Annotated in this window: 14 protein-coding genes; 6 read left to right on the top strand and 8 right to left on the bottom strand. The window is 40.2% G+C overall.

The features are described 5' to 3' along the window. Window positions 1-121: 121 nt before the first annotated feature. A complete protein-coding gene (locus tag L4D09_RS16015; protein ID WP_428458559.1) occupies window positions 122-1,060 on the bottom strand; it encodes a GGDEF domain-containing response regulator in 939 nt (312 codons plus the stop codon). Between the two features lie 338 nt (window positions 1,061-1,398). Between L4D09_RS16015 and L4D09_RS16010 the strand changes: the two genes are divergently transcribed. Further along, window positions 1,399-1,851, top strand: coding sequence for a DUF3069 domain-containing protein (locus L4D09_RS16010; RefSeq protein ID WP_428458515.1), 453 nt, complete (start codon window positions 1,399-1,401; stop codon window positions 1,849-1,851). A 260-nt stretch (window positions 1,852-2,111) separates the two neighbouring features. Beyond that, window positions 2,112-3,398: a winged helix-turn-helix domain-containing protein gene (locus tag L4D09_RS16005; RefSeq protein WP_428458514.1), complete on the top strand. Its 1,287-nt coding sequence runs from the start codon at window positions 2,112-2,114 to the stop codon at window positions 3,396-3,398. A gap of 92 nt (window positions 3,399-3,490) precedes the next feature. Here L4D09_RS16005 and L4D09_RS16000 read toward each other — a convergent pair whose 3' ends face one another. Next, on the bottom strand, window positions 3,491-5,215 hold the full coding sequence (locus L4D09_RS16000) for an amidohydrolase (RefSeq protein WP_428458513.1): 1,725 nt from the start codon (window positions 5,213-5,215) through the stop codon (window positions 3,491-3,493). Between the two features lie 502 nt (window positions 5,216-5,717). Between L4D09_RS16000 and L4D09_RS15995 the strand changes: the two genes are divergently transcribed. Next, entirely contained in the window at window positions 5,718-8,093 is a 2,376-nt protein-coding gene (locus L4D09_RS15995; protein WP_428458512.1) for a fatty acid cis/trans isomerase, read from the top strand. Between the two features lie 146 nt (window positions 8,094-8,239). Next, a complete protein-coding gene (locus tag L4D09_RS15990; protein ID WP_428458511.1) occupies window positions 8,240-8,914 on the top strand; it encodes a cytochrome b/b6 domain-containing protein in 675 nt (224 codons plus the stop codon). 88 nt (window positions 8,915-9,002) lie between these two features. Here L4D09_RS15990 and L4D09_RS15985 read toward each other — a convergent pair whose 3' ends face one another. Beyond that, entirely contained in the window at window positions 9,003-9,449 is a 447-nt protein-coding gene (locus L4D09_RS15985; protein ID WP_428458510.1) for a c-type cytochrome, read from the bottom strand. Between the two features lie 288 nt (window positions 9,450-9,737). Between L4D09_RS15985 and L4D09_RS15980 the strand changes: the two genes are divergently transcribed. After that, window positions 9,738-10,553, top strand: a complete 816-nt coding sequence (locus L4D09_RS15980) for a DUF2797 domain-containing protein (protein WP_428458509.1) — start codon at window positions 9,738-9,740, stop codon at window positions 10,551-10,553. 84 nt (window positions 10,554-10,637) lie between these two features. On the opposite strand, the gene L4D09_RS15975 is transcribed toward L4D09_RS15980, so the two are convergent. The 4 genes from L4D09_RS15975 to L4D09_RS15960 all read right to left on the bottom strand — a co-directional run bounded on the left by L4D09_RS15975 (window position 10,638) and on the right by L4D09_RS15960 (window position 13,190). Continuing rightward, window positions 10,638-11,279, bottom strand: coding sequence for a putative ATP-dependent zinc protease (locus L4D09_RS15975; RefSeq protein ID WP_428458508.1), 642 nt, complete (start codon window positions 11,277-11,279; stop codon window positions 10,638-10,640). A gap of 108 nt (window positions 11,280-11,387) precedes the next feature. After that, window positions 11,388-12,278: a phosphotransferase gene (locus tag L4D09_RS15970; RefSeq protein ID WP_428458507.1), complete on the bottom strand. Its 891-nt coding sequence runs from the start codon at window positions 12,276-12,278 to the stop codon at window positions 11,388-11,390. Window positions 12,279-12,519: 241 nt separating this feature from the next. Then, window positions 12,520-12,753: a DUF3389 domain-containing protein gene (locus L4D09_RS15965; RefSeq protein ID WP_428458506.1), complete on the bottom strand. Its 234-nt coding sequence runs from the start codon at window positions 12,751-12,753 to the stop codon at window positions 12,520-12,522. Beyond that, on the bottom strand, window positions 12,750-13,190 hold the full coding sequence (locus L4D09_RS15960) for a hotdog fold thioesterase (protein WP_428458505.1): 441 nt from the start codon (window positions 13,188-13,190) through the stop codon (window positions 12,750-12,752). The genes L4D09_RS15965 and L4D09_RS15960 overlap by 4 nt, the downstream gene beginning before the upstream one ends. Before the next feature lie 82 nt (window positions 13,191-13,272). Here L4D09_RS15960 and L4D09_RS15955 point away from each other — a divergent pair, with 82 nt between their 5' ends. Further along, entirely contained in the window at window positions 13,273-14,064 is a 792-nt protein-coding gene (locus tag L4D09_RS15955; protein ID WP_428458504.1) for a M48 family metallopeptidase, read from the top strand. 73 nt (window positions 14,065-14,137) lie between these two features. Here the strand turns inward: L4D09_RS15955 and nanQ are convergent, their stop codons facing one another. Then, entirely contained in the window at window positions 14,138-14,605 is a 468-nt protein-coding gene (gene nanQ / locus L4D09_RS15950) for an N-acetylneuraminate anomerase (RefSeq protein WP_428458503.1), read from the bottom strand. Between the last annotated feature and the right edge of the window lie 53 nt (window positions 14,606-14,658).

Below are 14,658 nucleotides of genomic sequence, written 5' to 3'. Positions count from 1 at the left end.
CAAAAAAATCATTTGGCTGTAAAACAACCAAATGATTCATTTGAAGATATTTTTTGCTGGTAAGTTCAAATTATTGAATCGCAGAAGCGATTTAAATTTAACCTTTCTCGTGATATTAACGCTAGGTAAACTCAGCAGCAACAAAGCGATTTCGTCCCTGCTCTTTAGCCTTGTACAGCACCTTATCAACTATTTCATACATGTTTTCATGCGTTTCAAGACCAGTCGGCATCCATGACACCATCCCTTGACTCACCGTCACAATATCTGACGTTGTTGACTTAGAATGTGGAATTTCAAGTTTTTGAATGCAAGCCTTTAATCTCTCACATTCTCTTACTGCTTTAGTTTTATCGCAATTACTGAGTAAGACAACAAACTCTTCGCCACCATACCTTGCTGCCAGCTCTCCTGCTCGACTAAAATTCTTCTTCAATTCAGCAGACACAGCCTGTAAACAGCGATCTCCCTCAAGATGTCCATAGTGGTCATTAAATGGCTTAAAATGGTCAACATCTATCATTATCATTGTAAGCGAAAAGCTATTACGGCCGTGCCAAGATATGAATTCTTCCAACTTCTGATCGAGGTATCTTCTATTCGCAAGTTTCGTTAAGCCATCTTCATTAACCTGTTTTGACAGCAGATCATTCGCTTCTTCTAACTTTTCGCTGGCTTGTTTTAACTGATGACGCATATCCGCAATGCGTTGCATCGCTTTTAACTTTGAGGCTAAAACAATTTTATTAACGGGTTTAACAAGGTAATCGTCTCCCCCCATATCAATAGCCTTTGCTATCATTTCGGGTTCATCATGACCACTCAAGAAAATGATTGGCACCCACTCTGAATGTTTAATTCGAAGTTGCTCTGCCACTTCAGTGCCACTCATGTCGGGCATACTGACATCAAGTAGTACTAAATCTGGGTCAAATAACGGATATTTTTCAATTGCCTCTATCCCTGAACCAACAGCCTCAACAACATGGCCCAATCTTTGTAATCGCATTGCAAGTTGCATTCGCTCAAGATGGACATCATCAACTAATAAGATCCGCATTGCTTCCATGAAAGTATCCTGTTGATATCAAAAATATTCCTTCTTTAATTTATAGCACAGCTCACCAATTAACCTAACTATGTTCCTCATTGATAGGCTGTTCTAAGTAACGAACGTGATTTTGCTTGCAAAAAAAACATCTAAACCTCGTAATTCAACATWTTCATTAGAGTGAAATGCAATGAAAAAAATAAATATGCCGATATATTTATTAACTAGGATAGATTGTGAGCAATCAAATACTAAACTTTGACTGGTCGATGGTACTGACAGTTGACTTTTCATCACAGGGCTTTAGGATTCCATTCTGTAAACAATTCATGCTGTAGGAATTAGCGATGTCTGATATCGAAAACAAAGAAGAGCAAATCATTGAAGAAGTAGAATTCACACTTGAAGATTGCTCACCAGAGCTACGTCAAGTTGTTGCGTTTGAAGAAGTGCCAGAAGAACTTCTAGACATGCTGATCAATGTTTATAAAGCATCTGAACCAACTTCCCATGAAGCATGGAATCAATTGCCTGCAAGTGCACAAAATGTACTTGATAACTTCGAACAGTTTCATGCACTAGTTGCACTTAGCCAAAGCTATTCTGGTATAGATTTCCTTGGTGAAATGCAAGACAGTGAAAAACCATCTGATATGACTGACGATGAGTTCACTGAGTACAAAGCTGTTACGCTTGATAAAGTGCTACATAACTGTGTTAAAGACATGTGTAAGCAACTGAAGAAAGCACGCCGTAACCCACCAATGAAACGTGAGTTTACGGAAATCTTCAAGAAGTAATCCACTTCCTTGAATATAAATAGCACTAGGGAGGTCCCCCTCCCTTTTTTATCACATAGCTCCTACCATCCTGTGCTTTTCAGCAAGAAGTCTAATGAGACGACTGAATCTATTTCTCATTTTTCATGATAAAATAACGTAAAATAATGAATGATTATTAATCGCTTTTCCTCTTACTAGTACAAAGCATTCACAACAAGAATGCATGGACTGGAAATGCATAACTAGGAATTATTGGTAATGGCGATTTTGAGGTGTCGATGTCTGAGAAGCTAAAATATAAATTTATAAACGGTGTGTACTTTATTCCTTGCCTAGGCGTGATAAAGTCAGATTCTTCTACCCAGAAGCTGAACCTCTCAGAACAATATATTCTTCAATATCTTATTGATAACGCAAATCAACCAGCGTCTAAAAGTGACTTGCTTCAAGCAGGCTGGCCTGAACGCGTAGTATCTGAAGCCTCACTGTTTCAAGCCATTCGAGGCTTACGCGTTAAACTACAAGAAATAAATAAAGGCGATGTTATTGAAACGCTGCCGCGTGTTGGTTATCAGATCACACAATTTAGCTCAGAAGCGTTTTCTGATAAAGCCCCTTTTACATTAACTTTAATAAAACAACAGTATATTCCACACCTAATAATTAGTCTGATTGGTTTAACCACATTCATACTCATTGGCTTATCTTGGCATTATGGCTATAAGTACCCAAGTCAAGCAGAGTATCAAATACGAATAACAGAAACGCCGAAAAACACAGTGACATTAATTGGCTCAAATAAAGCTGATTTAGATGATTTAACGGACAAACTATTTAATATTTACAAACTGAGAGAAGAAAATCCAGCACGTAAGCCGATAGAAAACTTAAAGATCTTTGCGTATAAAGGTAATAATCATTACTCATTATCGTGGTGTAAAGTAAACGACAGTCAACAATGTAAGCCTTATACAGATCACTCCTATCTAATCAGTCATGATGACTGGTCAACATTTGAGAAATTTACAATCGACGGGCTAGATAAAACACGTACCGATCCAATCGTTCAAACTGACTTAGCGCGTGACCCTACATCTCAGGTATACTTAAAGTTTGTTGATGACTCCGGTATCGACTCCCAAGTGGTTTATCAATACATATCTAAAGATGAAAATAACGACTTAACATATTCATATCTTACTTTTATCTCAGAAAAAGAAACTGAATACCATTATGCCCTTTCGATAAGCTCAGCCATTGTGACCATTGTTAACAATGCATCACCTTTTCTTGCGACAGCAGAGTTAAAACCAGAGATGTACCATTGGGCGTACCAAAACAATGACGTGATTACTGAAAGTAAGTCAACATCCTTACAGGTTGAAGAAAGTGTACAAAACAAATTTAAATCAAAAACCATTTCATATAGCTATCTACTTTACCAACAGCCATACCTTGACCTAGTCCTTAACGATGAAGTAGGTCTCTTTTGGGTACATAACAGTGAAAGAGACACCAAAAAGTTTAACTATAAACGCTACTCGGTTGATCAAGAGTCACGCTAAATACATACCAAGCACAAAATGGCCCAAGCGCCACGTTTAAAGTTTTGATAAAAGTTAGGCCGGTTACTACTAACCGGCCACGTAATTTAGCGTTATTTTTTATGCACACTTTTCCCTTGTTTAAATGTCTCTAGCACCTGAATAGAATTGATTTCTTCGGGCTTTATTGTAAGTGGATTGCCAGACAGAATAACCATATCTGCAATCTTGCCTCTTTCCAGCGAACCTTTTCGCTGTTCTTCATGATATTGATAAGCCGCATTCCGCGTTATTGAAGCCAGCGCCTCATAGGCTGTTGCTTTTTGCTCTTCTCCTAAAGTTTCTCCACTGCGTGTTACCCTATTGACCGTGTTGTACATAAGGCGGATCATATCGGGGTCAACAACTGGAGAGTCATTATGAGTCGTATATTGAATTCCATAATTAGATGCAGAACGAGTAGGACTAATGCGCTCGGCTCGCTCTACACCAAAGACTTCATCTCGATGCCAATCCCCCCAAAAGAAAGTATGCGCAGAAAAGAATGAAGGTATCATATGGTAATCAAGCATTCGTTCGAGTTGGTCGTCTCTTGTCGTTTGTGAGTGGATAGATACCGGTCTTATTAAGCTCATGTCCTGCGTTTCATTAACAATTTCATCCAAGGCATCTAGGTACATATCCACTGCCGCATCCCCGTTTGTATGGACAATAAACTGCGTACCACTCTTAAGGTAAGCACTCAATTTTTGCTCAAGGAAATCTGTCGTAAGAGTAGGATATCCAACATAGCTGGTTGCTTCGCCAGCAGGCGGATTAAGGTACGGCTGAGTCATATACGCAGTTTTGCCCTGCGGAGAACCATCAAGGATAATTTTAACCCCGCCAACGCGGAAATTATTATGGTATTCATCGCTGATATCATAATTACCCAATTTAAGCATTGTTAGTACATCCCAAGTGGGATAAGCCACTACATCAAGATACAAAACGTTATCATTCGCTAGGGTTTCATATAACTTTATTGATTCTGCGCTCGCAGCACCATCTTGTACTGTCGTGATACCAAAACTTGCGTAATACTGCTGTGCATCAGAAAACAACTGAATTGTTGACGGCATGTCTTGAGGTACTGAAGTAAAACCGACCATAGCAAGGTACATTGCCGTTTCTTCTAAAACACCATTAGGCTCATTGCTCCCCTCAATCCGTACAATTTTACCACCGTCAGGATCAGGCGTATTTTCATCTATCTCAAGAACTTGTAACGCTTTACTATTAATAACAGCTAAATGACCAGAGACATGCATAATGACAATGGGCACCTCAGTGCTTATCTGATCTAGGTCGAAACGTGTTGGATGAGTTCTTTCAGCAAGCAGTGAATCATCGTACCCCATACCTGTTATCCATTGCTCAGGAGCAAGCTCTCTATCCTGCCAAAATAATTGCATTTCTTTAACCAGTTCAGAGATTGAATCACTGTTCCCTATTGGGGATGGGGCTAGGTTTGCATGGTTAATACTTTGAGCGACCATCGACATGTGGCCATGAGCATCAATAAACCCGGGAACTAAACTGGCACTCTCTAAATTTATTTTTACGGTTGAAGCCGATGTATAACGATTTAGTTCTTCTTCCGTACCAACGGCTATGATTTCCCCACCCTTAATAGCAATAGCGCTCTCGATCCGTTGCTCATCATCCATCGTTATTATGTTACCGTTATAAAAAATAGTATCAGCAGTTTCCGTATTACTACTTCCCCTATTAAAATTACACGCTGTGATTATTACCATCGATGATAATAGTAACGCTGCCTTTAACCTGTTTTTCATACCGATCTCCTTTCAGTGCAAAATAAAACAATATGGCGCTAAGCAGGCTAAAAACATTACTTCCCTTCACGTAGTACCAGTTGTTATTTTTTATGAGCCATAAGTGCACTGAAAGCAGGAGTGTTACAGTGCGACTATGGTCAGCCTTTCCATCGCACATAACTGATGGTTTAAAACAGCACTTACTTCTATGCCCTAAAATGCTCTAAAGCTGCTGAAATAATTGGCTGTTTTTAAAAAAACATTTATAAAGTAACGCGACTATCCAATTAAATTTTAACGCCAATTCAACAGTCGAAGAATTGGCATAAATACTTTTCGTATCCATAAGCAACTGCACCAATTTAGCAAAACGCAACTAAGTGAATAACAGTTAAAGTCATCTGATTTTTTGTCGCCAATCTTTACCAATTGTGATATTTCTTTTCTAGATGTAAATCAACGCACGTGTTTTTACAATATAATCATAACTATACGCACCCGAATATTGAAAATAATTACTATGAGTAAAGTCACTAACAGCAAGCAAATCATATTAATCTTATTCACGCTGCTTTTTTCAGGCTGTGCCGTTTATGCGGGCTTAAACTTTGATCAACTATACGGCAAAGCAGCCCCTCAAGATCGAATGCAACCTGCATCATCGCTGCAGGCGAATACCTATCTGACTGAAGTTAAGCCCGTTATAGAGAACCGCTGCGTTGTTTGTCACGCCTGCTACGATGCCCCTTGCCAGCTAAAGATGTCTTCCGCAGAAGGCATTGACCGAGGAGCAAATAGCGAGAAAGTTTATCAAGGCACACGCTTACTCGCAGCCAATACTACCCGTATGTTTATTGATGCTCAGTCAACCTCTGAATGGCGAGAAAAAGGCTTTAAGGCAGTATTAAATGAGCGAGAGCAATCCCCCCAAGCCAATACTCAAGCGGGGGTAATGGCAAGAATGCTGCAACTTAAAAAAGCTCATCCCCTTCCCACTCAAACCATTTTAGACAGTAATGAATGGGATTTTTCACTCGATAGAGATCAACAGTGCCCAACTATCGAAAAAATGGCGACCTATGAACAAAATTACCCTAAATGGGGAATGCCTTACGGCCTCCCAGAGATAAATGCCCAAGAAAATCAAATTTTAATGGATTGGTTGGCTTCAGGCTCTCCAATGGCAACCGTTGCCCCACCGAACACCCGCGAACAAACTAAAGTGACAGAGTGGGAAGAGTTCTTAAACGGCAACAGTCTAAAAGAGCAGCTAGTCAGTCGATACATCTACGAACACCTTTTTGTATCACACTTATATTTTTATGGTGAGAGTACTCCGACTTTTTTCAAGCTCGTTCGTTCTCGAACTGCTCCAGGGAAACCAATCGATCTTATCGCGACAAGAAGACCATTCGATGACCCCAAAACGCATCGCGTATATTATCGTTTGCAGCAAGTAAAAGAGAGTATTGTTGATAAAACACATATGCCGTATGCACTCAATGATGCAAAGATGACGCGTTACAAAACACTCTTTATCGAGCCTGACTATACCGTTTCTACCCTTCCATCTTACGAACCTAAAGTGGCCGCCAACCCTTTAATTGCATTCAGCCAATTACCGGTTGATGGACGCTACCGCTTCATGATCGATAATGCTCAAAATACCATTATGGGCTTTATTAAAGGCCCAGTATGTCGAGGGCAGCTTGCTCTAAACGTTATCAACGATAGGTTTTGGGTGTTTTTTGTTGACCCAGCAATGGCAAACACACCTAGCGTAAATGAATTTTATGCTTCTCAAGCTCACAACCTGCGTCTTCCGGCAGAAAAAGAAAGTAACACGTTACCGATATCTAACTGGGTTAGCTATGCCAAACAGCAAGGCCGCTTTCTGCGCGCCAAAAACGATTTCCTTGACGAAAAATTTATAAACGGTGAACACTTAACAACGGATTTAGTCTGGGACGGTGACGGATATAATAACAATGCTAGCTTGACGGTATTTCGACATTTTGACAGTGCTACGGTAACCAAAGGGCTTGTTGGTACGCACCCCAAAACAGCTTGGGTATTAGATTACTCACTATTAGAGCGAATTCACTATCTGTTGGTTGCTGGCTTTGATGTTTATGGCAATTTTGGCCATCAATTAGTCACCCGCATGTACATGGACTTCTTGCGCATGGAAGGTGAATCTAATTTCCTTTCATTACTTCCTGAAAATGTTCGTCGAGAAGAACTTGCTAATTGGTACCAAGGTTCCAATCAACATCTCCGTGAATTTCTACAAGGTGATATTAACCAGTTTGATCAGCCATCTGGCATTACGTTCAAAACTCCAAATCCAAAAGGTGAGCTATTAGCGTTATTGGAAACTAAGTTAGAGAACGTTAACCCATCCCGGTATTCATACCAAGAAGCAAAATTGCAGCCCCAAAGTATCCGAGCTTTAAACTCGATAGATAGAATTCATGGTAAGCCGGCATCACTGCTACCAGAAATCACCATGATAATGATTGACCCAATTGATCAAAACGCAGAATCACAACTGTTCACATTAGTCAGAAATAGCGCACATAAAAACATATCTAGTCTATTTGATGAAGAGTCAAATAGACTACATGCGCTTGATGACGTTACATTGGCTAGAGGTATTCTAGGAAGTTACCCAGGTGCATTTTGGCACGTAAAAGAGTCGCAACTTTCTCAGCTAGCGATTCAATTAAGCTATGTCGAATCAGAAGCGGACTATCGTGAGTTGCTTGATATATATGCGGTACGCAGAACAAGCAAAGATTTCTGGTCGTTCAGCGATAAACTCAACCAGCTGTATCGAGATAGCTTTCCAATCGAAGCTGGTTTACTGGATTACAATCGGCTGCAAAACCGCTAGCATAAACACTCCCCTCTACGTCGAATCAACCGTAGAGGGGTTCAATTGTAAATGTTTGAAAATTAATACACCTAAATGTAGCGTGGCTGTATGCACCCTGTAAAATAGCATTATTCAATGTGGTTATTTATAACAGGGAAAAAAATATGCAAACGTCAGTTCAGCCTATCCCCGTTTGGGACAGTTTTATTCGTGGTTATCATTGGCTTCAGGCGCTCTGTATTGGTGGCTTGTGGTACACAGGTACAGAAGGCTTAATGGATTGGCATTTTGCTATTGCCTATTTCCTTTTAGCATTATTACTCACTCGTTTTATTTGGGGAGTAATTGGTAGCGAAACAGCTCAGTTTACTCATTTCGTACGTTCGCCTCGTACTACAATTCGTTACTTGTCTTCTATACACTCTGAAAAAAAGCCATCTCATGTCGGTCATAATCCAGCAGGTGGATATATGGTTATTGCATTTATGGTGTTAATTGCCACGCAACTGACAACTGGACTATTTGCTAACGACGATATTATTTCTGAAGGCCCGTTTGCAATGTACGTCAGTGGAGAGATAAGTAGTCTACTAACCGAGATTCACGCAATCAACTTCAATGTTATCCTTGGTGCCATTGGACTACATTTAACGGCAATCATTATCTACTTATTGAAGAAGGATAATTTAATTTCCCCTATGTTGCACGGCAAAAAACAAATCACTGAAGCAAACAAGCCTAAGCTATCGAATAGTTTAATTGCATGGGGGGTGTTTTTAGTGCTTGGAACACTCATTTATCAGCGTTTCGCCAAAGACGTTGTGATCTATTTATTTTAAGGTATTTGATATACCGATGGTACTGGAAATATTTTAAGCCCAATGTCATTAATGAGTGGCATTGGGCTTAGCTTTCTTAACGGCTCAATTAACGGTACTTATAATCGCTATGACAAGCCTTACAATTCTTTGCCGCTTCGCCAAAAGCACGTTTCGTTGCTCGCTCATCACCGTCAAGCGACACTTTCGCTAGGTTCGCCATATCACCTTGAAACTTGTTTAACTTAGCGGTGAAACCGTCCCAATCAGACCAAATTTCAGGCTTAGCTTTTGTATCACCTTTGTCGGAACCTTCTACCGCAAAAGCTTCTTCAGGCATAAGTGTTAACTGAGAGATAAATGTCGCACGCTGACTAAACTGATCTTGGTCCCAGTCTTTTCGACCTTTAACCATTTCTGCCAAATCACCAAAGTTAGCGGCAATCATGGTAAATGCTGACTGACGGTATTCAATTGCATCTGATGGTTTTTCAAATGGGCTGGCTGAAATGCTAGTAGCGGTTAACACTAGTCCTGCTAAAAGTATTTTTTTCATTGACTCACTTCCCTATTATTATTGATATTACTGCTTGATAATGAAGGTGTAATCTAGCTAATTTTTAGCATACACCTCGCATCCTACATCATTGGTGCATATACTGCGTAAATGATACCAAGATGCAAACCCCTGTAAACAACAAGCTCTTTACACTTACAAAGATTTACAATAACCGCACAAAGCAATAACGGTTGGTTAGATATCGCTCACAAGAACACGAAACAGCAGCGATAAAAGTTACTGGCTGGTATTATCAAGAGATACAACATAATAAAGAGCAAAGTCATGCACGGTACACTTAGTAAAATGAAGTCGTCACTCGGCGAGCAAGTAGAATACTCACTTCCTGTTGGTGATGAGCAGCTATCACTGAACCCACTGATAGGTAAATCACTCAAGTTAACTCACACTGGAAATATTTTCTGTAGCTCGTGTGGTAAGAAAACCAAAAAAAGCTACTCGCAAGGCCATTGCTTTCCATGTATGAAAAAGCTGGCAAGTTGCGATATGTGTATCATGAAGCCAGAAACTTGCCACTATGCACAAGGCACATGTCGTGAGCCTGAGTGGGGTGAAGCTAACTGTATGGTGCCTCACTATGTATACCTATCAAACACTTCAGGATTGAAAGTCGGTATTACCCGCCATACTCAGCTACCCACTCGTTGGATAGATCAAGGGGCAACGCAAGCTTTAGCGATCCTAAAAGTAAAAACGCGTCAGATCTCTGGCCTGGCCGAAGTTGCGCTGGCTGAAATGGTCGCTGATAAAACAAATTGGCGTGCAATGCTTAAGGGTGACAACAAGCCGCTGCCATTAAAAGAAGAAGCTGAACGCTTGTTACCAAATATTGAAAACAAGTTGAATGAGTTGCTTGAATTGTATGGCGAGGATGCTGTAGAAAAGCTTCATGAAGAAGTCGTCGATATTAATTACCCTGTGGAGCAGTATCCGACCAAAATCAGCTCTCATAATTTCGATAAAGAACCCGTTGTTCAAGGGACTTTACTCGGTATAAAGGGACAATACTTAATATTTGATACTGGCGTGATCAATATTCGAAAATTCACCAGTTATGAAGTAACGGTAGAAACGCCTTAAATGTTAAAGTAGCTTGATCAAAAAAACGGCTGATAGCAGCCGTTTTTTATAACATTAATATTAAAAATTACATTTCATGCCGTATTATTTCGGCGCTTTAGGTTGAACATATTTCCGTTGACCATCGACCACAGCAACGTCTTTGATAAAATTACCACCTAAAATAATGCCCTTTCCAACCGTTAACGAAAATTCCGTTAGTTCATTTAACTCACCAAGTTTGGCACGTAACTTCACTACCGCTTGGCGTGTCTCATTGCTCTTATTCCTTAACCAACGCTCAACCGGTAGCTCAATGGCATCACCACCAGCGTTAAATTTCACCCAATCTCTGCCATCACGCTCAAATGCTTGAATTTGGCTAACACCAATAGTTGAAATCTTTTTACCTGAATCGACACGAGCACGTACATACTGGTTGGCGGGCGATAGCCAAATCCACTCTTCTGAACCAAGAATTAATTTACCATCATCAGTCTTGGTCACAACAGGCTTTATCGGTTCAACAGGCTTAGGGTCAGGTTTAATCTCAGGCTTTGGCTCTGGAGTAATTTCAGGCGTCTTCCCCGGAGTTACAGGCACTTCAGGCTCGATAACAACAGGAGGGGTAATAGGATCAGTTGTTCCACCTATTTCTTTCTCAGGGATTGTATCTGTTACTTCTGACGTTTGCTGTGCACAACCAGAGAGTAATAAAAACATAAAAAGTGGGGTTATTTTTTTCATTATTCTACTTATCCCTCGTACATCCATATAATTCAATATATACCAAATATTTAGTATAAACCCTAGTAAGCTAGAATAAGTCATATAGCTAACTTTTCAAACCACTACTTATTGATAATAACAACGATTAAATTTGTCGACTTTATCTTGAAGCCAAGCTTCATCATACCACCCCATATTTCGGCTATGCTTTGCGTCATCCCACAAACTAAAAAACCAACGTCGAACAGTAAACTCATCATCTATTGGGTGTTGTTGTGTATACTTTTCCACTAAATTCAATTCAGGACGAACATCATACAAGTGAAATAGATCCATTTCACGGTGCTTAAAACCGACGTCACAAGGGTCTAGAATGGCTGACACTTGATAGGTTTTAGGATCAAATAACACATTTCCGAGATGGCAATCATCGTGTACGAGAGAGCTTTGTGGCGACATAGAAGTCAGTATTCGATTTTTCATTTCCCACAACTGAAGATAGCTTTCTTTTAACTCCGGAGAAAAAGGCGAACCATCACTCATTACATAGCGATAAACAGGTGCCATCCATTGTTCAAACGCATCGGTAAAGTGTGGTTCAAATTCACCATGATCATTCTCAAATCCCTCAGGTGAACTTACATCGTGCAAAGACAACAGAATATCAATATAGCTATGGCTAAATGTCTGTATCGCTTCTTTATTAGTAGGAAGCTGATGCGCCGATACACCATCAACCCACTCCAGCACTAAATAGCTATAGCCTTGCTCACGCCCAAAAAAAAGCACCTCAGGTACTTTACATGGCACAGCCTCTCTTAATCGCCCTAGCCCTTCAACTTCTTTTCTTAATCGACCAATTTCACGGGAAAATTTTACAACAACACGCCCTTTTTCTGACGCTAAAAAAACAACCCAACCATAAAACGTTTCTTGAATTTCACATAAATCAGGAGCCTGCCGAAACAATGTTCTATAGGCTAATTCAGCTATATGCTTTAGCTGAGGTTTATTCATTGACAATCCTTATTACCATTGTTGAGCTGACAACTATCCCTTTGAGGAATACCCCTCAAGACCATGAATTTATTATATTTATTTATAACACTAGCATGCTACACAAAAACATTAAGTGCCAGTAAAACAGGTCACAATGGTCAATAATGAGCTAATGATCTCACTAAATATTGGATTGATATTGGATTAATATGGGAGAGGAAAAAGCCCCTAACGCATTAGAGGGCTATATTTGAAGACGTTATTGAATAGCGATTCCCAACGATTGAGCTATTTGTTCAAGTTGCTGTGCATTATCAAGTTTAACTGACCAATTCACACCGCTGCCCATTGCCGTAATGACATTGGCACCTTTTCCCATCAACGTAACATCATCGACCATCGCCTGTAGCATGACACGAGCATTCCCGTTTAATCTTACGACTAACTCATATTGGTTTGCGATAACTCGACCTTCAGAAAAGGTAATATTCATTGTAAGCTCTCTTTCTTCTTATGCACCATCACCGCCATGGTTAAACGGCTGGTACACACTAATCGTTCTCTCTCATCTACAATCTCGATTTGCCAAACCTGCGTTGTCGCACCGATATGAATGGGAGATGTAGTACCTTTTACTAAGCCACTGCGCATACCTCGTATATGGTTGGCATTAATATCCAAGCCAACACAGTACTTACCTTCATCAACGCATAAGTTTGCCGCGATAGAACCCAACGTTTCCGCCAGAACAACAGATGCGCCGCCGTGCAGCATACCCAACGGCTGATGAGTGCGCGAGTCAACAGGCATAACGGCAGATAAGCTACTACCATCAAAAGAGACATACTCTATGCCCAAGTGCTCAACCAGCGTATTGGCTGAGGTTTGATTCAACGACTCTAACGTGAAGTTTTTTTTCCAGATTGTCATTACACTATCCGTACATTCATATTTTTAATGATGATACACAATATGCTATCGTGATTTTAGGATTGAATGAAAGGAATCATCAATGAATTTTAAACAGCCCCTTTTTGTAACCAGCATTATCACAACGTCCCTTTTGCTTACTGCATGTAGCAGTTCGCCGACAGGACGCCAGCAAGTTCTGCTATTTTCAGAGCAAGACATGTCTCAGCTCGGCGCACAATCTTTTGATGATTTGAAAAAACAAGAAAAAATCTATACTGACCCAAGTACAAACCAATATGTGCAATGCGTTACGGACGCTTTAACAGCACATGTGGGCAGCAGCCAAACCGCAGGTCAATGGGAAGTGGTGGTTTTTGACAGTAAACAAGTCAATGCCTTTGCCTTACCGGGTGGGAAAATTGGCGTATATACCGGATTACTCGATATCGCGGTAAACCAAGATCAGCTCGCAACGGTAATTGGCCACGAGATCGCCCACGTTCTTGCTCATCACAGCAACGAGCGACTATCCCGTAGTCAACTGGCCAATATTGGTATGCAAGTTTCCAGCATGGCCATTAGTGGTACAGAGTATCATGACGCGGCAATGGCTGGATTAGGGCTTGGGGTACAATACGGTGTACTGATGCCTTATGGGCGAGCACAAGAATCAGAATCTGATATTATTGGCCTACAAATTATGGCAGAAGCTGGTTTTAACCCAAATGAAAGTGTAAGTCTATGGAAAAACATGGCTAAAGCATCAGGGGGAAACCAGCCACCAGAACTGTTATCTACTCACCCATCACATGATACCCGTATTGACGATTTGCGAGCAGAGATTGCGCGATTACCTAAAACGACAACGGCGAAACCAAATTGTCGTTTATGATAATGTGTTTTTAATTCGCTCAACTAAAGGCCAACGTTGAAGAGTTGGCGTTTAGTTCTAACATTAAAGTACTTTAAATTAAGCTTTTATGCAGTTTTAAAACGGCTTTCTTTATTTTTGTACTGCCTGAAATATAACAGCCCGGCTTATGTGGTTCTTCCGGAAAGAAAATCGCTAACATTTTTGGCTCGAGTTCGATTGATGCTTGAGCGTTAATATCCGAAACTAAATAATAATCGTCACCTTCATCATACTCTTTACTGATAGGGTTTTTCTCTGACGGTAAACCAAACTCAATTCTTTCTTCACCGCGAATTAACAGTTGAATATCTAAATACTCTTTATGTACTTCAGCCTGCTTATCTGCACTATTACCCGTTTCAAACTCCATAACATTGATAAAAACTTTATCGCCATTAACTGTGTGCTTGCCTAGCTCTAATTCATTTAAGTCGAGACCTTTAAGATGATTTAAGCTTTCAACAATCGCTGTTGGTAAATATGAAAATGTTTCCAGTTTATCTAAGTGCGCTAATATCATTTGAATTTATCCTATACAAAAAAGAAGGCTTAAGTAACGTGACTTAAGCCTTC

The sequence above is a fragment of the Photobacterium makurazakiensis genome (assembly GCF_050336715.1).
Taxonomy (GTDB): domain Bacteria; phylum Pseudomonadota; class Gammaproteobacteria; order Enterobacterales; family Vibrionaceae; genus Photobacterium; species Photobacterium makurazakiensis.
The sequence above is the reverse complement of the archived record's forward strand: the minus strand, read 5'-3'. Positions and strand labels throughout refer to the sequence as shown.